This window comes from Paraburkholderia sediminicola (assembly GCF_046026855.1).
In the GTDB taxonomy this organism is placed as follows: Bacteria; Pseudomonadota; Gammaproteobacteria; order Burkholderiales; family Burkholderiaceae; genus Paraburkholderia; species Paraburkholderia sediminicola_A.
Genome location: NZ_JAQQET010000039.1, coordinates 54673 through 74904, shown reverse-complemented (window position 1 = coordinate 74904; position 20232 = coordinate 54673). Strand labels below are relative to the sequence as shown.

The 20232-nt window shown below is 61.8% G+C and carries 16 protein-coding genes and 2 pseudogenes; 10 read left to right on the top strand and 8 right to left on the bottom strand.

Translation table 11 applies throughout. The annotated features are described in order from the left end of the window. Window positions 1–80 precede the first annotated feature (80 nt). A pseudogene (locus tag PQR40_RS32675) lies at window positions 81–458 on the bottom strand (MFS transporter); the annotation flags it as partial. Window positions 459–487: 29 nt separating this feature from the next. Then, window positions 488–859 (bottom strand): annotated as a pseudogene (locus PQR40_RS32670) (NAD-dependent epimerase/dehydratase family protein); the annotation flags it as partial. Between the two features lie 132 nt (window positions 860–991). On the opposite strand from PQR40_RS32670, the gene PQR40_RS32665 reads away from it, so the two are divergent. After that, window positions 992–1531 (top strand): DUF2867 domain-containing protein, encoded by a 540-nt coding sequence (locus tag PQR40_RS32665; protein ID WP_408230096.1) that lies wholly within the window; start codon window positions 992–994, stop codon window positions 1529–1531. Window positions 1532–1612: 81 nt separating this feature from the next. Here PQR40_RS32665 and PQR40_RS32660 read toward each other — a convergent pair whose 3' ends face one another. After that, window positions 1613–2434, bottom strand: coding sequence for an alpha/beta fold hydrolase (locus tag PQR40_RS32660; protein ID WP_408510674.1), 822 nt, complete (start codon window positions 2432–2434; stop codon window positions 1613–1615). Window positions 2435–3132: 698 nt separating this feature from the next. Between PQR40_RS32660 and PQR40_RS32655 the strand changes: the two genes are divergently transcribed. Further along, complete coding sequence (locus PQR40_RS32655) at window positions 3133–3465, top strand: type II toxin-antitoxin system RelE/ParE family toxin (protein WP_408230090.1); 333 nt, start codon at window positions 3133–3135, stop codon at window positions 3463–3465. Beyond that, window positions 3452–3739, top strand: a complete 288-nt coding sequence (gene relB / locus PQR40_RS32650; RefSeq protein ID WP_408230087.1) for a type II toxin-antitoxin system RelB family anti-toxin — start codon at window positions 3452–3454, stop codon at window positions 3737–3739. Before PQR40_RS32655 ends, relB begins: the two co-directional genes overlap by 14 nt. Window positions 3740–3866: 127 nt before the next feature. Here the strand turns inward: relB and PQR40_RS32645 are convergent, their stop codons facing one another. The 4 genes from PQR40_RS32645 to PQR40_RS32630 all read right to left on the bottom strand — a co-directional run bounded on the left by PQR40_RS32645 (window position 3867) and on the right by PQR40_RS32630 (window position 8482). Continuing rightward, entirely contained in the window at window positions 3867–4619 is a 753-nt protein-coding gene (locus PQR40_RS32645; protein WP_408230084.1) for an IclR family transcriptional regulator, read from the bottom strand. A gap of 18 nt (window positions 4620–4637) precedes the next feature. After that, window positions 4638–5804: an acyl-CoA dehydrogenase family protein gene (locus tag PQR40_RS32640; protein ID WP_408388959.1), complete on the bottom strand. Its 1167-nt coding sequence runs from the start codon at window positions 5802–5804 to the stop codon at window positions 4638–4640. Window positions 5805–5866: 62 nt separating this feature from the next. Beyond that, complete coding sequence (locus PQR40_RS32635; protein ID WP_408230078.1) at window positions 5867–7168, bottom strand: CitMHS family transporter; 1302 nt, start codon at window positions 7166–7168, stop codon at window positions 5867–5869. Window positions 7169–7336: 168 nt separating this feature from the next. Then, on the bottom strand, window positions 7337–8482 hold the full coding sequence (locus PQR40_RS32630; RefSeq protein ID WP_408510673.1) for a CaiB/BaiF CoA transferase family protein: 1146 nt from the start codon (window positions 8480–8482) through the stop codon (window positions 7337–7339). A 419-nt stretch (window positions 8483–8901) separates the two neighbouring features. Between PQR40_RS32630 and PQR40_RS32625 the strand changes: the two genes are divergently transcribed. The 4 genes from PQR40_RS32625 (at window position 8902) to PQR40_RS32610 (ending at window position 12634) form a co-directional block, all read left to right on the top strand. Beyond that, window positions 8902–10314: a cytochrome ubiquinol oxidase subunit I gene (locus tag PQR40_RS32625; protein WP_408510672.1), complete on the top strand. Its 1413-nt coding sequence runs from the start codon at window positions 8902–8904 to the stop codon at window positions 10312–10314. A 36-nt stretch (window positions 10315–10350) separates the two neighbouring features. Further along, the gene (gene cydB, locus PQR40_RS32620) at window positions 10351–11355 is read left to right on the top strand and encodes a cytochrome d ubiquinol oxidase subunit II (RefSeq protein ID WP_408510671.1); all 1005 of its coding nucleotides are present in this window, start codon (window positions 10351–10353) and stop codon (window positions 11353–11355) included. Next, a complete protein-coding gene (locus tag PQR40_RS32615) occupies window positions 11330–11521 on the top strand; it encodes a hypothetical protein (protein WP_408510670.1) in 192 nt (63 codons plus the stop codon). The genes cydB and PQR40_RS32615 overlap by 26 nt, the downstream gene beginning before the upstream one ends. Before the next feature lie 354 nt (window positions 11522–11875). Beyond that, a complete protein-coding gene (locus PQR40_RS32610) occupies window positions 11876–12634 on the top strand; it encodes a response regulator (protein WP_408230065.1) in 759 nt (252 codons plus the stop codon). A 44-nt stretch (window positions 12635–12678) separates the two neighbouring features. On the opposite strand, the gene PQR40_RS32605 is transcribed toward PQR40_RS32610, so the two are convergent. Beyond that, complete coding sequence (locus tag PQR40_RS32605) at window positions 12679–14568, bottom strand: ATP-binding response regulator (RefSeq protein WP_408388999.1); 1890 nt, start codon at window positions 14566–14568, stop codon at window positions 12679–12681. A gap of 245 nt (window positions 14569–14813) precedes the next feature. Between PQR40_RS32605 and PQR40_RS32600 the strand changes: the two genes are divergently transcribed. The 3 genes from PQR40_RS32600 to PQR40_RS32590 all read left to right on the top strand — a co-directional run bounded on the left by PQR40_RS32600 (window position 14814) and on the right by PQR40_RS32590 (window position 20209). Further along, a complete protein-coding gene (locus PQR40_RS32600) occupies window positions 14814–15605 on the top strand; it encodes a hypothetical protein (protein WP_408510669.1) in 792 nt (263 codons plus the stop codon). A 211-nt stretch (window positions 15606–15816) separates the two neighbouring features. Continuing rightward, window positions 15817–19224: an alpha/beta fold hydrolase gene (locus tag PQR40_RS32595; RefSeq protein WP_408510668.1), complete on the top strand. Its 3408-nt coding sequence runs from the start codon at window positions 15817–15819 to the stop codon at window positions 19222–19224. A gap of 202 nt (window positions 19225–19426) precedes the next feature. After that, the gene (locus PQR40_RS32590) at window positions 19427–20209 is read left to right on the top strand and encodes a substrate-binding domain-containing protein (protein ID WP_408510667.1); all 783 of its coding nucleotides are present in this window, start codon (window positions 19427–19429) and stop codon (window positions 20207–20209) included. Window positions 20210–20232 lie beyond the last annotated feature (23 nt).

Below are 20232 nucleotides of genomic sequence, written 5' to 3'. Positions count from 1 at the left end.
AACGTGAACGCAACCAACACGTCGGGCGCGGTGAGCTACGCGCTGACTTCGGGTTTTACCGCGACGTCGGGCTCGTGCTTCCAGGCGATCGTCGCGCAGGGTCCGGTGGCCGGGATGCCCGCCGCTTCGGCGATACCGAGCACGCCGCGAAAGAACGCCAGACTGCGCCAACCTGTCGACCATGCGGCCGCGGCGCAGGCCAGAGACCAGGCAAGCGCGAACACTGCAAAGCCAATCTTGGTGCCGACGGTATCGAGCACGTAGCCCGCGACCGGTTGCATGAACGCATAGCAAAGTTGCCACGCCACCACGATATGCGAATACTGCTCGGTCGTGATATTGAGGTCCTTCATCAACGTCGGCGCCGCCACCGACAACGTATTGCACGCGAGGTAATTGACGATGAGTCCGGCCGCGACCAGACTGACCATCCACCAGCGGATGCCCTTGATTTTCATGACTACGTCTCCTCGTATTCTTTAAGCAGTCAGAGCGGCCGGCTCGCGGTGTCGTCGCGCGAGTAGTCGATGCCGACGAAGCTGCCACCCTGGTAGCGCTGGCCCAATGCATCGAGCGGATTCGGCTGCGCCAGCACTTCCGTGGCGTAAGCCTCGGCGTCCTGGGTCGGCCGGTAATCGAGGCCTTCGGCGCCGCTGTTGTCCCACCAGCTACGTTTATTGGCCGACATACCCCACACGGTGATGAACCCTACGTCCTCCGCGTCGATACAGCGGTCGAGGAAATGCAGCAGGTCGCGATGACCGAACCAGGTGCTCAAGTGCCTGGGCTCGGTTGGCCGTTCGAGGCAACTGCCGATGCGCACACAAATACTCTCGATGCCGTGCTTGTCCCAATACATAACGGACCGAGAGCGATCCCGCCTCACTCAAGCACGCGTAGACTTGATGCACGTGCGCGATTGGAACTGCGACGCGACCGCAGCGAAGTCACCCCTTCCCTGCCCGATCCATTTTTAACGCAGCACCTCCTCATGCCAAACGCCCACCTTTCCGTGCTTTCCGTCGCTTTGCCACCCGAGTCAGGCGTGGCCCGCCTGTACGATGCCCCGGACCTCGCGGACGCGTACGCGGTCCGCTTGCCGGACAATGCAATCGACGACCCGGAACTGCTCGCGCGTTTTGTGTTCGCACACCAGGCGGAATGGGTCGCGAAACTGATGGGATTGCGCGACGCGCTGGTCGCCCGCTTCGGCATCAAGACGTCAAAGCAGTTGCGCGCGGCAGGCTCCCACGACGCCAGGGAGCGGGTCGACGTCTTCAGAATCTACACGCGCAGCGCGCGCGAGATCATCCTCGGCGAGAACGACAGTCATCTCGACTTCAGGGTTTCGGTGTTACAGCAAACCCGTGATACGCGTGAAGGCAGCGCACGCTATCTGATCCTCTCGACCGTCGTGCACTGCCACAATGGGCTCGGGCGGTTCTATATCCTCGCCATCGCGCCGTTCCACCGGTTGGTCGTTCGCTCGTCGTTGCGTCGAGCGGCGCGTATCGGCTGGCCAACTGCCTGATCAGCGCAGCCATACGTGGTTACAAGGCGCGGCGGGCGCAGCGCAATCGCCGCGCGCCGCCGCACTTGCTACGTCAGCACACTATGAGCCGATAAATTCCAGCAGATCGGCGTTCACCTTGTCTGCCTCGACGGTGCACATACCGTGCTGGCCGCCCGGGTAGACCTTGAGCGTGGCGTTCTTCACAATCTTCGCCGTCTTGCGGCCTGCAGCGTCGATCGGCACGATCTGGTCGTCGTCGCCATGCAGCACCAGAGTCGGCACGTCGATCTTCTTCAGATCTTCCGTGTAGTCGACTTCGGAGAACTGCTTGATGCAGTCGTACAGTCCCTTGATCGAGCCGACCATGCCTTGTGCCCAGAACGAATCGATCACGCCTTGCGACACTTTCGCGTTCGGACGGTTGTAGCCGTAGAACGGCAGCGCCAGATCCTTGAAAAACTGCGAACGATCGTCGACCACGCCCTTGCGGATGCCGTCGAACACACCGATCGGCGTGCCTTCCGGGTTGCCTTCAGTCTTGAGCATCAGCGGCGGCACCGCACCGATCAGCACTGCCTTCGCCACGCGTTTCGTCCCGTGACGGCCGATGTAGTGCGCGACTTCACCGCCGCCGGTCGAATGGCCGACCAGGGTGGCATCCTGCAGGTCGAGGTGCTCGATCAGCGTCGCGAGATCGTCGGCATAGGTATCCATGTCGTTGCCATCCCAGGTCTGCGCCGAACGGCCATGGCTGCGCCGGTCGTGCGCGATCACGCGAAAGCCTTTGCCGCCGAGGAACAGCATCTGCGCGTCCCAGGCGTCCGCGGACAACGGCCAGCCATGCGAGAAGACCACCGGGCGGCCTTTGCCCCAGTCCTTGTAGAAGATTTCCGTACCGTCTTTCGTGGTGATCGTGCTCATCTGCTGACTCCTTAGATGAAGTCTGTCGTCGCCGACAGGTGGATGAAGCGTGCTTTCTCAAACCATGGGAGCGGCACACGCCGCGCCGCCCGACGAAACCCGCTAACAACGAATTCAAAGCATAGGCAATTGCAACAGGGGAAGAAAAACGACCGGCCGATGCACGGCACGGCGCCTGTTCAAAGCATGACACGGCCGGCAACACGCTTTTGTGACGAACTCACGGAGAACCGCGATGGTTCGCGTGGTATTCGAAATGACTATCCGGAATGAAGCAGCAAGTGGCGATGCGGCGCTCATCCGCTTGGGGCGTGCGGCGACGCTGGATGAGTCTCCGGTTAGCTGCTTGCATGGTAGAAGCAAACCAGCCCATTGACTAGCCGACCGGCTAATAGAAAGTCGGCGCGAACGGAGTTATTGTCGGTTGATGACGAATGGAGCTTGATTCGTTACTCCCATTCCAACCAGCCAATGTCAAAGGAGACCGCCACCGTGCCGCGCCCGATATCGCGTCCCGCACGACTCAACCCAGTCGAACAGCTAGTTGCGCCAACGCCGTCGTAACCGCTCATCGCGGTCCTGCCTTCGCCCTCTTCCGATCGTTCGATTCCCTGCCGCCGGTTTTTGCTGATTTGCAGCAACAACTAGCAAGGTCGTCTGCTTGCGCGTTAATAACATATTTGTTACTATGAATTCCAATGGCATTTACGATCGGTTTCTACAACGAAAAGGTCAAAGTGAACGTTGCCTCCTTGCCGAAAACGCTGCTCGCGCGCTTCATCGCGCTGGCCGATCGCATGGAGGAATACGGCCCGAATCTCGGCGAGCCTCACACTGCCTCAATGGGTGGCGGCTTGTTCGAGATGCGCCTGAAAGGCGCCGAGGGTATCGCCAGAGTGTTCTACTGCGCGATCGTGGAACAGAAAATCGTCATGCTTCACTGCTTCGTGAAGAAATCGCAACAAACGCCGCGTAACGAATTGGACGTGGCGCGCAAAAGATTGCTGGAGATCAGAAATGGCAACTTATAGGGCAATGCGCGAACGGGCGCTCGCCGACCCGGAAGTACGTGCCGAATACGAGCGGTTGAATCGCGAAGAATTCGCGCTGCTCGATCAGATGCTCGCCGCGCGCCGCGAAGCCGGTTTGACTCAGGCGCAAGTGGCCGAGCGCATGGGCACGAAAGCGCCGGCCATCACCCGGCTTGAACGGGCGCTTGCTTCAGGGCAGCACTCGCCTTCTATCGACACGTTGCGTCGATACGCGGCCGCGTGCGGCAAGCAACTGTTTATTTCGATCGCGTAGCCAGCATGCCGCTCGCGTTGGGCCTTCGCGAAGCGGCCGCTCACGGGGCCGCATCGTTGCGGGATTAAGTCTTCGCGAGCGTGTCTTCACGGAGTTGCCAATCGAGAGTTAACGCCCCACGCGTCGCTTATTCCTGCGGCTCCTGCTGCTCCTGCGCTTCGATCGCCTGCTTCACGCGCATCAGTTCGACCGCATGGGCTTTCTGATCTTTCTGTATGCGCTCGGTCGGTCCTACTACCGAAAGACCGTACAGGTCCCCGCCAATCGACACAGCCACCGCGACCGCCGACAACTCCGGCGCGCTCTCGCCAAGATTGGCGCACCAGCCCTTGGCCTTCGCAGCCGCCGCTTGCACGACGAGCGCTGGCAGGTCGGCAACGGTCGCAGCCGTAAAGTGTTCGAACGAGAGTTGCACGCCGAGTGACTGCTGCGCGGCGGCATCGAGTTCACCAAAAATCGCCTTGCCGATCGAATTGGCATGCAAGGGCCGCAACTCGCCGGGCGCTCGCGTGTAGCGAATCGCCTTGGTCGATTCGACCACATCGAGATACACCACGGCCGTGCCGTGAATCTTGCCGAGCACCGCCGTCTCACCACTTGCGTCGCGCAGTTCGACGAGCCGCGGATGCACCATCTCCACAATCGGGTCGACCGCGTTGATGGCGCTGGCGAGCATCTGCAAGCGACGTGTCGGATAGTAGCCGCCGCGTTTTCTGACCTCGTACAGATAGCCGCGGCTCACCAGCGTGCGGGCAAGCGCGAGGCAGCTCGACACAGGTACGTTCAGCAAACGCGCGAGTTCAGTGAGCGGCAGCGGCCGTTGCTCGGCAGCGAACAATTCGAACAGGTCTAACGTGCGGGCAACGAGTTTGACATCCATGGCGGTGGGGTAAAACGCTCAGTACGACTTCGGCAGGCCCAGCACTTTCTCCGCGATGAAACACATGATCATCTGCGGGCTCACGGGCGCAAGCCTCGGAATCATACACTCCCGCAGATAACGTTCGACGTGATATTCCTTCGCATAGCCCATCCCGCCGAGCGTGGCGATCGCTGTCTGGCACGACTGGAACGCAGCTTCCGCGGCGAGGTACTTCGCCGCGTTGGCTTCCGCGCCGCAGGGCTGGCCCGCATCGTAGAGCGCGGCGGCTTTGAACACCATCAGGTTGGCCGCTTCGAGCTGCATCCAGGCCTGGGCAAGCGGATGCTGAATCGCCTGGTTCTGGCCGATCGGTCGGCCGAACACCACGCGCTCCTTCGCGTACTGCGTTGCGCGCTTCAAGGCTACCTGACCGAGACCGATGGCTTCGGCGGCAATCAGGATCCGCTCGGGGTTCAGGCCATGCAGCAGATAGCGAAAACCCGCGCCTTCGTCGCCGATGCGGTCCCCGACCGGCACACGCAGATTGTCGATGAACAGCATGTTCGAATCGACCGCCTTGCGGCCCATCTTCTCGATCTCGCGTACTTCCACGTGCTCACGGTTGAGGTCGGCATAGAACAGTGTGAGACCGTCGGTCGGCTTGGCGGCCTGCTCAAGTGGTGTGGTACGCGCGATGATCAGCATCTTGCTCGCGACCTGGGCCGTGGAGATCCAGATCTTGCGCCCGGTCAGCACGTAGTGATCGCCGTCGCGCACGGCCTGGGTTTTCAGATGCGTGGTATCGAGGCCGGCGTCCGGTTCGGTTACCGCGAAGCAGGCTTTGTCGCGGCCCTCGATCAAGGGCGGCAAAAAGCGGCGCTTCTGCTCCTCGCTACCGAACACTTGCACCGGGTTCAGCCCGAAGATATTCATATGCACGGCCGAGGCCCCCGACAGGCCGGCGCCCGAGCCGCTAATCGTGCGCATCATGAGCGCTGCTTCGGTCATGCCGAGACCCGAGCCGCCGTATTCCGGCGACATCGCGATACCAAGCCAGCCGGCATCGGCCAGCGTACGATGGAAGTCGTGCGGAAAACCGCCGTCACGGTCGCGGGCAAGCCAGTACTCGTCGTCGTACTTTTCGCAGAGCTTTTCGATCGCGGCCTGGATCGATTGCTGGTCTTCGGTGAGATCGAAATTCATATCAACGTCCTGGGTTGTTACTGTTTAGTACGTGCGCCTCGTCAAACACTCCCGGAACGCACTCAAAGCGGAAACACGCCGACCAGCACCGCGGTCAACACCATGATGATGGTGGCGGCGAACAGAAAGGGAATCGTGAATTTCTGGTGCTCGGCAAGTTCGACGCCGGTCAGGCCGACAATCAGAAACGTCGCGGGCGTCAACGGGCTGACCGGAAAACCAGTCGTCATCTGACCGAGCAAGGCGGCCTGCGCCATCTGCACTGGCGGCACACCGAGAATCTTCCCGCTCTCGGCCAGAACCGGCAGGATGCCAAAGTAAAACGAATCGGGATCGAACAGCAGACTCAAAGGCATCGAGACGAGCCCGAGCACGAACGGCATATGACGTGCATGGTCGACCGGCACGTGCTGCACCACCACTTGCGCCATTGCCGTGAGCATGCCGGTGCCGGACATGATGCCGGTGAATGCGCCCGCTGCGAGCAGGACGCTCGCCATCATCAGCGCGGCTTTGGCGTGCGCGTCGATACGCTCGCGCTGCTGCTTGACGTCGGGATAATTGATGATCAACGCGGCAACCGTGCCGAGCATGAACATCACCATCGGATCGACGATGCCCGACACCAACGTGACCAGCACGATCAGCGTCAACGCGAGGTTGATCCAGAAGCGGCCGGGGCGGCGCAGCGCCTGCTCTTCGGGCGTAAGTTCACGCGTCGCCGCCGCAACCGTTGCTGCACTCGCGCGGTCGAGGCCGAGGCGCTTTTCTTCACGTTTGCCGAGCATATACGCGGTGCCGAACACGAAAATCAGACCGACAATCTGCACCGGAATCATCGGATAGAAAATCACTGTGCCCGGAATATGCAAGGCCGCCGAGGCCCGCAGCATCGGCCCCACCCAGGGCAGAAAATTGACACCTGCCGCCATCGACGCCACGCACGCGAGAATCCGCTTGTCGATACCGAGTCGCGTGTAGAGCGGCAGCATCGCTGGCAAGGTAACGAGGAACGTCACCGCGCCGGAGCCATCCAGGTGAATCAGTAATGCGAGCAAAGCCGAACCCATCACAATGCGCGTCGGATGGCAGCCGACCACACGCAAGACGCCGTTGATGATCGGATCAAGCATGCCCGCGTCCGTCAGGATGCCGAAGAACAGAATGGCGAACACGAACATGCCGGCTACCGGCCCGATGTTCTGCACGCCGTGCACGATGTACTTGCCCGTCGAAAGCCCAAAACCGGCGATGAGCGCCGCCACGATCGGCACGATGATCAGCGCGACCAGCGGCGAAAGGCGCTTCGTGATGATCAGCCCGAACAGCGCGACGATGGCGACCGTGCCGATCAGCGCGAGCATGGTGTGGCTCCTTGCATGCTGGACGGCCATTCAACGATCGATATGAAACGGGACGTGAAACCCGACGGCGAGCGTCGTCCTGCGCGGCTAATGCACATGCTGTCTCCTTGGCGGCACGCGGCCGCTCTTTGTTGTATCGACGGGGTTTATCGAGGCGAAGCGAAAACTTCAGCTGTCCACCGGCGGCTTGCCGAATACCTGCTCCGCATGCTCATTAAGCGCCGGGGGCGTGCTGCGGTAACTGGCCGGCGTGCGGCTCAGCTTGATCGGCGATGCAATGCCCTTGTACGTGCCCATCTCCACCCGCATGCCACGATGCGCCGTATGCGGATGCTCCAACGCCGCCCCCAGCCCAAGCACCGGCGCGCATGGCACGCCGCGCCGGATCAGCGTATCGGCAAGCAGTTCGCCTTCCCATGACGCAAAGCGCTTCTCGAGTTCAGCGCGCAATTCGCGTCGATGCGCGCTGCGCTCCTTGTTGCTGGCAAAGCGCGGATCGTCGACGAGCGGCTGTGCATCAATCACGGCACACAGTCCCGCGAATTGCGAGTTGTTGCCCACCGCCAGAAAAATGTCGACGCTGCCGGTATGGAACATGTCGTACGGCGTGATGTTCGGATGCGCGTTACCGCTGCGTTGCGGCTCCTTGCCCGAGTAGAACCAGTTCGGCGTATGCGGATGCAGGATCGACAGCGCGCTGTCGAACAATGTCGATTCGACGAACTGACCACGCCCGCTCGTCTCGCGTTCGCGCAGCGCCATCAGAATGCCGAGCGCCGCATTCAGCCCGGTGACCAGATCGACGATCGGCACGCCGATGCGCAACGGCGCGCCGCCCGCTTCGCCGTTCACACTCATCAAGCCGGTCAGCGCCTGCACCGCCGCGTCGTAGCCGGGCAAAGCGCCGAGTGGACCATCCGCGCCGAAGCCGGAGACGCGGCAATGCACGAGGCGAGGAAAACGCGCCTGCAACGCGTCATAGCCGAGTCCCCATCGCTCCAGTGTGCCGATCTTGAAGTTTTCGACCAGCACGTCGGCTGTCTCAAGCAGTTGCAGCAGCTTGTCCCGCTCGCTTTCCTGCGCCAGATCGAGCGCGATGCCGAGCTTGTTGCGATTCACGCCGACGAAATACGACGCTGTGTCGCCGTCGAACGGCGGCCCCCAGGTACGGGTTTCGTCGCCGTCAGGCGGCTCGACCTTGACGACTTCCGCACCGTGGTCGGCGAGGATTTGCGTGCAAAACGGACCACCCAGCACGCGTGACAGATCGATGATGCGAAGTCCCGCGAGCGAACCGGGCGTGAGATTGAGCAAGGCTTGTCTCCTGATTGGCCGACGGTGCACCACGGCCATTAATTCCTGTGTACGAATAAAACTTTATGCTCAGGAAATATCTAAGTCAAGTAGATTGCGGTGAAACACCAGGCCGACGCATCGGCCGCCGGGGTGCCGAGCACCGTTGCTGCAGCGCGGTCTATTGCCGCAGTTCCACGGTGATCACGAGAAACACACGCAGACACGCAATAAGCAAAACTTGATACCTATCAAGGCTTTGTCATCTCAAAAGCGAAAAACCGCGCAAAACAACGTGGTTTTTTGACGCACGTCGCATCGCAGCAAAAAAATCACTCATCCCCTACTCTTGCGCCATCTGCCCAGCGCAGTGCGCGCCGACACCGGTCGACGCGCGTAGTCCGCCTCCGGGCATGACGCACCTACAGCACTTCACGCTCATGAACTCCGCAATTTCGGCATTCGATCTCGCCCGCATTCAATTTGCGTTCACCGTCTCGTTTCACATTGTTTTTCCGGCGCTCAGCATCGGCCTCGCCAGCTTCATCGCCGTACTCGAATGGCGCTGGCTGAAAACCGGCAAGACGTACTACAAAGATCTTTGCCTGTTCTGGTCGAAGATCTTCGCAGTCGCCTTCGGTATGGGCGTCGTTTCCGGCGTCGTGATGAGCTATCAGTTCGGCACCAACTGGTCGGGCTTCTCCAGTTTCGCCGGCCCGATTACCGGACCGTTGCTGATGTACGAAGTCATGACCGCGTTCTTCCTCGAAGCGGGCTTCCTCGGCATCATGCTGTTCGGCTGGCAGCGCGTGAGCCCACGCGCCCACTTCGGCGCGACGCTGATGGTGGCGATCGGCACGCTGATCTCGACCTTCTGGATTCTCGCGTCCAATAGCTGGATGCAAACGCCGCAAGGCTTTGAAGTCGTCGACGGCCATGTCGTGCCGCTCGACTGGTTCAAGATCATTTTCAATCCGTCATTCCCGTACCGGCTCGCGCATATGGCGCTGGCGGCATTCATCGTCGCGGGACTGGTGGTGTCGGCGGTGGGCGCATGGCATCTGCTGCGCGGACGGCGCGATCCCGCCGTCAAGAAGATGTTTTCGATGGCGCTCTGGCTGCTGCTGATCCTCACGCCGATCCAGGCATTCGTCGGCGATCAACATGGGCTGAATACGCGCAAGTATCAGCCGGCCAAGATCGCGGCGATCGAAGGTTTGTGGGAAACCGAGAAAGGCGGCACGCCACTGAATCTGTTCGGCATTCCCGATATGCAGGCGGAGACCACGCGTTATGCCGTGTCGATTCCGCACCTCGGCAGCCTGATCCTCACGCATAGCTGGGACGGCGAAATTCGCGGCCTGAAGGAATTCCCGCCGCAAGACCGGCCGAACTCGACGGTGGTGTTCTGGAGCTTCCGCATCATGGCCGGGCTCGGCGTGCTGATGATCCTGATGTCTCTGGCCGCATGGGTGCTCCGCCGCCGCGATCGGCTGTTCGAATCGAAGTGGTTCCAGCGCGTCGCCGTGGCAATGGGTCCGACCGGCTTCATCACACTGCTGGCGGGTTGGGTTACCACTGAAGCAGGCCGTCAGCCGTGGGTGGTGTATGGCGTGATGCGCACCTCGCAGGCGGTATCGCCGCTGACCACGCAACAGGTCGGCATCTCGCTGATGGCCTTCGTGGTTGTCTACTTCCTCGTGTTCGGCACCGGCATCTACTACATGCTCAAGCTGATGCGCGCGGGTCCGGCGCTACCGGGACAAACGCCGCACGGGGTGCCTGAATACACGCCAAATCAGACCGCGCGCCGCCCACTGTCCGCCGCCGATCAGATGATCGACGCCGCCTGAGCTCACCTGCTTCACTCCCTGCTTGCGAGAAATAAAATGGACGTAACCGTAGCGTGGGCCGCGATCATTGCGCTGGGCCTATTCATGTACGTAGTGCTGGACGGTTTTGATCTGGGCATCGGCATCGTCTTCCCGTTCTTCCCCGATGAGAAAGAACGCGATCTGATGATGAACACCGTCGCGCCAGTGTGGGACGGCAACGAAACCTGGCTGGTGCTCGGCGGCGCCGCGCTGTTCGCGGTGTTTCCGGTGGTCTACTCGACCGTGTTGTCCGCACTGTATCTGCCGCTGATCTTCATGCTCGTGTGCCTGATTTTCCGCGGCGTGTCGTTCGAGATTCGCGCCAAGGCGAAACGCACGAAACATCTGTGGGATCTGGCGTTCATCGGCGGCTCGGCGGGCGCGACGTTCTTTCAGGGCATCGTGCTGGGTGCGTTCCTGCAAGGCATTCCGGTAATCGACGGCGGCTATGCCGGCGATGCCTTCGGCTGGCTCACACCGTTCAGTCTGCTGACGGGCCTCGGTCTGGTTATCACCTACGCGCTGCTCGGCTGCTGCTGGCTGGTCGCGAAGACCGAAGGCGATCTGCAACGCCGCCTGCATCGCGTGGTGTGGCCGCTGACGCTCGTGCTGCTCGGGTTCATCGCAATGGTCAGCCTGTGGACGCCGTTGCAAGATCCGAATATCGCGCAACGCTGGTTCCACGACAACCTGTTCTACCGTCTGCTGCCGGTGCCGTTCCTCGTGGCGACCTGTGCGTTCTTCATGCATCGCGCGGTGCGGGCGCGGCATCACAACACCCCGTTCGTGCTGGCGCTCCTGCTGGTGCTGCTCGGTTATGCCGGGCTGCTGGTGAGCCTGTGGCCATATGCGATTCCGTCGAGCATGACGCTCTGGGAAGCCGCTGCGCCGCGCTCGAGCCAGATGTTCACGCTGGTCGGCGCAGCGGTGATTCTGCCGGTCATCATCGCGTATACGACGATGGGTTATTGGGTATTTCGTGGCAAGGTGCGTCATGGCGACCAACATCACTATCACTAAGGACGCGGACGCCAAGGCCGACCGCAGCGCGTCTCAAACTGCGGCGCGCAAACTGCCAGGCTGGTTGTGGTTCGTCGCGCTCTGGTGTTTCGGCGTAGGCTCGGCGGTGTCGCTCGGTTTCGCGTTCAAGCTCCTGATGAATGCGACGTTGTTCGCCGTCAGATGAATGCTGCTTCTGGGTGATTTCAGCGTGATTTCACTCGACGGGCATAACCTTCGGCTTCCTGGGTGAACGGCTTCAAAATTGGGGCGTGCGGTTCGTCTACGTAGCAAGCCGGAACCTATGCGCGGGAGACCTGCCTTACACATCATGCTGGTGCGGCGAACCAGCCGGCGATCATACAAATAGACAGTCACTTATGCGGCGCGGCAAACCAGAAGGCGCGCCGCGCCACCGATCAGCATATGATCGCGGGGAGCCGGCAATGACGCGATTCGAGAAAAGACGTAAAACGGGAAGTAACGCCAGAAGCGCAGCGGCGGTAGTCCACTACGCGCAGGCCCGACTCGCGGAGACATCATGAAGTTTCTTGTGGCCGACGACCATGAACTGATCCGGCAAGGCGTCAAAGGGATGTTACGGGGCCTCGACCCCGACGCCCAATTCGACGAAGCCGACACCTGGGAAACGCTTGCCGCCGCCGCGCGGCCCGATGCCGACCACGACCTCGCCATCGTCGACCTGCATATGCCGGGCATGAGCGGCGCGTCGTCGCTTGAGGTGCTGTTGAAGGCGAACCCCGCGTTGCCGGTCGTCGTGCTCTCCGCCGAAGAATCGCCCGACGAAATGCGCGCGGTGCTGGCCGCCGGCGCGCTCGGCTTCGTGCCCAAGCGGCAACCCGCCAGCGTCATGCTCAAGGCGATCGAACTGGTCCTCTCAGGCGGCGCCTATGTGCCGATGGAAGCGCTCAGCCTGCTGGGTTCACGGGAAACCCAGGCCGCACCTGCGCGGACAGAAGCGGCCACCGAGCTTGCCGCTCAGGGAGCCGCCCATGCATCGACTCAGGGCAGCACCGCGCTCACCGAACCGATCACGCAAATCCAGGCACTGCAGCCGCATCAGCAACATTTGCTGGAGAACCTGTCGCCAAGACAGCAGGACATCATGCGGCTGGTACATCGCGGCTGGACCAACAAAATGATCGCGCGTGAGCTGGGCGTCGCGGAAGGTACGGTCAAGGTGCATTTGTCGGTGATCTTCCGGGCGCTCGGCGTGCATAACCGGTCCACGGCGATCGCCGTAATCAACGGCTGGCTGGAGGCGGGGAAAACCCTGTAGCCGGCAGTGAGAGTGTGCGGCTCGCGCCAGGACCGGTTCTGCGACTAAACCCTCGCTTCACCCGGCGGCCGCATTACTACGTCCCCCGTCACGCCCTTCGCCGCCCAGCCGCCCGGTTCACGTACGCCTTCGCTGGCGCGCAGTTCCGGCGCAGCCGCCTTCCGCACCTTGTCCAACTCCGCCTGCTGCCACAGCATTTCCAGCGTACGCCGCAAGCGCGCCGGCGTGACCGGCTTATGCAGCACCGGAATCCCCTGCAGGGCCAGCGCGGCCAGTTCCGCCGACGCCATGTCGCCCGTAATCAGCAACGTCACCACGCCCTCGTGCCCCGCCCTTGAGAGCACATTGCGCACGGCCGTCAACGCCTGCGCGCCAGTTCGGTGATTCGCCAACTGGTAGTCGCATAACACGGCGTCCGGCACGAAACCGTCTTCCAGCGCCACGAGCGCATCGACCTCGTCGCGTGCGCCACGCACGGTGCAACCCCAGCGGCCCAGCAGACTGGCGAGACCTTCGAGAATCGACGGGTCGTCGTCGATGCACAGCACGCGCCGCCCCTGCGCCGACGGACCGCCCACCACCGCCTCGTTCAGGCTCGCGACAATCCCGCCGGCGTCGCCCGCCTGCACTGGAAAACGGAACACCGAGCCACGGCCCGGCGCGGAGCGCAACTGCAACTCGCCGCCGAGCATTTCGACGAGGCGCTTCACCGTGGGCAAGCCCAAACCGTGGCCCTGGCGCGCGTCGCGCTGCGGATTGGCAACCTGGTAGAACTCTTCGAAGATGCGTTCATGTTCTTCGGCCGGAATGCCGATACCGGAATCGCGCACCTCGATATAGCCGCCCGAAAGACGCCCGGCCCGGCGATAGCCGACCCAGATCGCGCCTTCCTCGGTATAGCGCACCGCGTTCGAGAGCAGATTGCTCAACACGCGTTCGAGCAGCACCGGATCGTCATGCACGACCACCGAGGCCGGCGCGATCCGCAATGCCAGCCCCTTGGCCGCGGCTTGCGGCCGGTACTGGCTGCCGACCCGCTCGAACAGTTCAGAAAGCCGGAAATGCAAACGGATCACCTGAGTCACGCCGCTTTCGAGTCTGGCGAGATCGAGCACCTGGTTGAACAACTGGTTCAACGCCTCGACGTTATAAACAATGTGCTCGGCAGTCTTCGCATGCTGCGCGAGCGTCGCCGCCGCGTCGTTGAGCGAAGCCGCCAGCAGTCCGATCGCATGCAGCGGCTGGCGCAAATCGTGGCTCGCGGCCGCAAAAAAACGTGTTTTGGCAAGACTGGCCTCTTCGGCGACCCGCTTTTGCGCCGCCAGCGACTCCGCGAGGTATTGCTGATCGACACGCGCCTGCACGACCTGCTGGAACAGCTTGCGATAGCTCAGCGCATAGACGTTGATCGCGCAGAAGAAAAACGCCAGGACGATTGCGAGAATCGTACGGTCGAACGTATGCGAGCCGAAATGCAGCACGATGGACGGAAACAGCAGAAACGGAATCGCGGTCGAAAAATTCAGCAGATCGAAGCCGTTCGACATGAACACGCCGGCCGCCAGCGTAACGAGCATCACAGTGTGCAGCAGCGGCAAATCGGTTTGCGGGCTCTGGAACGCGAACCACACCGCGATGCCCGGCGCGCTGTAGAGCAGCACGCCACGCACCGCGTGCAAGTTGATCCAGCCGCGCGGCGTCACGAGGTGCGGGTAATGGCGATTGCAGATCCACAGCGCGAGGCTGCCGCAATTGGCCACCGCATAAAAGCCGAAACACGCGATGAACAGCCGCGGCGACGGGATGTTCGGCCAGTAGATCGCCACCAGCACCGCTATCGAAAACCAGTGCGAAAAGAAGGCGATCGGATCTTGCGCGTACAGCACGCGCACCAGGTCTTCGTCGATCGCACGCTGAATTGGGTCAGCCCGCATCATGCGGTCTCCTTGGTCGGCAGCTTTTTGGTGCAGCGCACGGTTTTCAAACGGCAAACGGACGGACGCGCGGATGGTTTACCCGACAGTTTACCCATCAGCTACCACTTAATCCATATAGGCGAAGCCGCCGCCGGCAACCATACTGGCTTCACATTCCAGCGCGGCCTAAAGCTCCACCCCCCCCTTCTTTGCCTGCAGTCGAGGCTCCCGCGCTCCTGGTCTTACCCCTTATGGAGGTTTTCATGGGCGCAGTTCCGAGCCACGCGTTCGTCCGCAATCTCGACGATGCGATCCTGCCCGACCTGTGGCGTCGGCGTACCCAGTTGTCCGCCGACGAAATGGTGTCGATGGTCGATCTGGTCAAACGGGCGCTGCGCACCTATCACCCACTTGAATTGCAGGCGCTCGGCGACGACAAGGAAGAACTGGTCGCGCAGTTCATCTACTCGAAAGTACTGCGCCTCGCGCCCGGCCACACGGAAACCAATGCCTGCGCCGACAGCGCGCCGTCCAACGGCTACGCACTGTGCGCGTATTTTCGCCGTTACCTGATCGACTGCCTGCGCAGCGCCTGCCATCAACGCAACGTGTCGATGGAAAACGAAGGCATGGCGCAGGAAATCGATCTGCACGCGCAAGCGCTGGAAGACCCCGTCGAAAGCGTGTTGCTGCAGTACGGCCTCGACGAACAACGCGTGCGGCTCGCGGCGCGCACCTTTATCGACAGCCTCGACGAGCCGGAGCGCATCGTGCTGGCCGGCAGCCTCGGCTGGTGCTCGGAAGGGAAAGGCGGCCTGTCGGCAGTCGCTGCTCAGCATCGTGTGCCCTCGTATCACTATCGCGCCGTCAAACTTGGCGTCACCATGAAAAAGACGGCCGGCGCCGACGAATTTTCCAATACCAAGATCGGCCGCTGGCTGACCGACGTGCTCGGCATCGAGATCGACATCGACAATCGCGCGGCGATTCTGCTCGCGTTGAACCTGCTCGCCGCCGAATCGAGCGACAGCGAAATGAATGAAGTAGCCGCGTAATAGCGCATGCACACAGTGGCGTGGGCCGGCGGCGGCTCCTTTCCCTTCAGGAAGTCGGGCACCCTACACGCATGCCCCGCGCGCCACGTACGATGCGCCTTTTTTTGTCATCGCGCACCGCCTACGATAAAAAAGCCTTAGCCGCACACCGTCTTCCTTCCGAAGTCCGGGTTCCCCCACCCGGCATCCCATTCCTGACGAGGTGGTCTTAATGAACCGCTTATCAAGCGCCCTGACGGCGATGCAATCGCATTACGAGGTGGTGGTCGTGGGTTCGGGTTACGGCGGTGCGATTGCCGCGAGTCGTATGGCTCGCGCCGGCCAAAGCGTGTGCGTGCTGGAACGCGGGCGTGAATTCATGGCCGGCGACTATCCACGCACGCCGCTCGAAGGCGCCGCGCAGATGCAATGCAACACCGCCCTCGCGCAAATCGGCTCGCCGCTTGCGCTGCTCGAAGTACACGTGAATGAAGACGTGAATGCGGTGGTGGGGTGCGGGCTGGGCGGCACGTCGCTGATCAACGCGAACGTCGCGCTCGAAGCCGAACCGCGGTTATGGAACGACGACCGTTGGCCCGCGGCGCTGCGCGCCGACAAGGCGGGACGCGACAAGGGCTATGAACTTGCCCGCGCCATGCTGCAACCATCGCCGGTGTCGGGCGATTTCCTGCAATTGCCGAAACTGCAGGCGCTCAAAAAATCCGCGCAGGCGCTCGGCATGGAAGATCGCTTTTATCCGCCGCCGGTCACTGTCACCTTCAAGGACTGCATCAACGCGGCGGGCGTCGAGCAGAAGGCCTGCGTCGGCTGCGGCGATTGCAACTCGGGTTGCAACTACGACGCGAAAAATTCGACGCACATGAACTATCTGCCCGATGCGGTCGCGCACGGTGCACATATTTTCACGGGCACTGCAGTGCATTCAGTGTTGCGCGACGCAGCCACGCAAAAATGGATCGTGCGCTTTCAGGAGGTGAAGCTGGGCCGCGAGAGTTATGACGCGCCTGATCTGTTCGTGAGCGCCGATATCGTCATCGTGTCGGCCGGCACGATCGGTTCGACCGCCCTGCTGTTGCGCTCGCGTCAGGCGGGGCTGACCGTTTCGAGCATGCTCGGCAAACACTTCACCGGGAACGGCGATGTCCTGGCCTTCGCGTACAACACCGAAGAGGTAATCAACGGCGTCGGCTGGGGTGCGCACCGGAAGGGCGACATTCCGCCGGTCGGGCCAACCATTACCGGCATCATCGACCACCGCAACACCCCGGACGTGAAAGACGGCTTCGTGATTGAAGAAGGTTCGCTCGCCGGGCCGATCGGCGCGGCGATGGTGGCCCTGCTCGGTGGCGCCGCGCCGCTCGAAGGCGTCGACATTCCCGCGCCGCACCCGGCCGGGGAGCCGCTCGGCTACGACGCGCGTGTGATCGAAAGCTTCCTGCGCGGCCCCTATCACGGCGCCCTCAACCACACGCAAGCCTATCTGGTCATGGCGCATGACGACGAAAGCGGCCAGATCAGCGTAAACGACAAAGGCAGAGCGCGCATCGACTGGCCGAACGCCGGCAAGCAGCCGATCTACAGCATCGTCGAACAAACGCTCGAGAAGTCGCAGGCACCGCTGGGCGGCAAATACGTGCGTAACCCGATTTCAACCAACTTGTTCAAGAACCGCACCGTCACCGTGCATCCGCTCGGCGGCTGCGGGATGGGCGAAGATGCGGAGCGCGGCGTCGTGGACCAGCAGGGGCGCGTTTTCAGTGGAACGACGGGTAATACGGTGCACGACGGCCTGTATGTGATGGATGGCGCGGTCATGCCGATGTCGCTCGGCGTCAATCCGTTGCTGACGATTTCAGCGCTTGCGGAACGCAATTGCGCGCTGCTCGCAAACGCGCGAGGCTGGAAGATCGACTACGTATCCAAGGGCACGGCCGCCACGCCCTCACCGCAAAAGATCGGCCTCCACTTCACCGAAACGATGATCGGCACCTATGCGCCGGCCGTCGTGGGCGACGCCACCAGTCCGATTGAATTCACGCTGACCGTCGAATCGGACGATCTGGCCGATATGCTCAGCAATCCGCAACATCTGGCCCATACCACCGGCACGCTGACTTGCCCCGCGCTCTCCGCGCAACCCATGACGATCACCGACGGCACCTTCAATCTGTTCGTGGTCAATGAATCGGACGTGGACGAGCGCAACATGAATTACCACATGACGCTCAATTCCACCGAAGGCAGAACGTACTATCTGAGCGGACAGAAGATCATCACGCGTACGTCGCCGATCAATCTGTGGGAGCAGACCAACACGCTCTACGCCGAAATCCGCGAGTCGGCGCAAGCGGATGCGTTGATAATCGGCAAAGCGACGCTGATCATCACGCCGGAGAATTTCCTCAAACAGCAACGCACGCTTGAGGTCACCAACACGCCTGATCTGACAGCACGCCTTGAATGGACCCTCAAGTTCGGCAAGTTTTTCGCGGGCGTGCTGTTCACCGAATATGGCGGCGTGGCCGCGCCTTTGCAGTTTTATGATCCGAAGGCGCCGCCGCGGCTGAAGCGTGCGCTGCGCACGCCCGTGCCACAAGTCGTCTTCTTCGACACGGCCGACGGGACCACACTCCGACTCACGCGCTACGCCGGTTCGCCCGACAAACCGCTGCGTCCCGTGCTGCTGATTCACGGCTCGGGCGTATCGAGCCGGATCTATTCCACCGATCTGATCGCAACCAACCTGGTGGAATTTCTCTGTGCGGCCGGCTACGACGTATGGCTTGTCGATCTGCGCGTCAGCATCGAAATGCCCAGTGTGCTGGTGCCGACCAATGTCGACAAGGTTGCTCGCGAGGACATTCCGGGCGCGGTCGCCAAAGTGCGGGAGTTGACCGGCGTACCGGACATTCAGGCGCTGGGTCATTGCATGGGTGGAATGGCGTTGAGCATGTCGCTGCTATACGGCCTCAAGGGCGTGCGCTCGGCAGTCATCTCGCAGGTCTCGGCGCACCCGGTGCCCGGCACGCTGGAAAAGATCAAGTGCGGGTTGCACGTGCCGGACATCATGGGGCATCTCGGTGTACTCGACCTGACCGCATTTACGGAGCACAGGTCGTGGCCCCAGAACCTGCTCGATGAAGCGCTGCGGCTCTACCCGCTCAATCACAAACAGGGTTGCGGCAGCCCGATCTGTCACCGGGCGACCTTCCTTTACGGCCTGCTCTACGAACATGAGCAATTGAACGAGACGCTTCATTCGAATCTGCAGGAATTGTTCGGCGTACACGACATCGAGGTGTTCAAGCATCTGGCCGCCATGGTACGTGCAGGCAAGGTCGTCGATGCCCACGGCGATGACGTGTACCTGACGGGCACGGATGGCATGAAAGGTCTGGAGGGCATGCGCCTGCCGATCGGTTTCATTCACGGCGAAAAAAACGAAACCTATCTGCCGAAGAGTACCGAGCTCACGTACGACATGCTGGTCGAGCACTTCCCCGAGCAGCCTTACGAGCGGCATCTGATTCCCGGCTACGGCCACGTTGACTGTATCTTCGGCAAAGACGCGGCAGTGGATGTCTATCCGGTGATTGCGCGGTATCTGAATGCGCATTGATTGCGCATTGACAAAGGTTGAGGGCAGCCTCGCCACCGGATCGGAAAACCGGCGGGCGCGTGCACGGGGTTGCGCGCCGCCCGCTGTTCCAGCGCCGGTCGAGGTATGGTATATAGGGGCGGGTTGCTGCGCTCACGGTCGCCGCGCCAGGCCTCGTGAGCCCATCACGCCCTTATCCCATCAGACTGCCACGCTAATTCGGATGAAAACCTTCTTTCTGACCATATTGAGCGCTGGGCTGCTGGCCAGCACCGTTGCAACCGCAAACGTCCAGGCGGCAGAACTTCACGTGATGAGTTCGGGCGGCTTCACCGCCGCTTACAAACTGCTCGGTCCCAGGTTCGCGACGTCGACCGGCAATACGCTCGACACCATCCTCGGGCCCTCGATGGGCAAATCGCCGGAAGCCATTCCGAACCGCCTCGAACGCGGCGAGCACGCGGACGTGGTCATCATGGTCGGCTACGCGCTCGACGATCTGATCAAGCAGGGCAAGGTGATTCCCGGATCGCGTGTCGAGCTTGCCGATTCCCGCATCGGCATGGTCGTGCGCAGCGGTGCGCCGAAACCGGATATCAGCTCAGTCGATGCGCTGAAGGAAACCTTGCTGCATGCCCGATCGATCGCCTACTCGGACAGCGCGAGCGGTGTCTATATCGAGCGCGAGCTCTTCAGCAAGCTCGGCATCGAAGATGAGGTGAGAACCAAAGCGAAGATGGTTCCGAAGATCCCGGTCGCGTCGGTGGTCGCCAATGGCGATTACGAGGTGGGATTCCAGCAGATCAGCGAGTTGCTGCCGGTGCCGGGCGTGACCTTCGTTGGAAAGATCCCGGAGTCGGTGCAATCCGTCACACGATTTGCCGCGGGCATCCCTGTGAACGCGGAACATCCGAAAGAAGCCAAGGCGCTGCTTGACTACCTCGCCTCTCCCGCCGCGCAACCCGAGGTCACATCGACCGGATTGGACTCCGTCGCAGCGCATTGATGCGGCGGCCAGGGCGTGTCCGG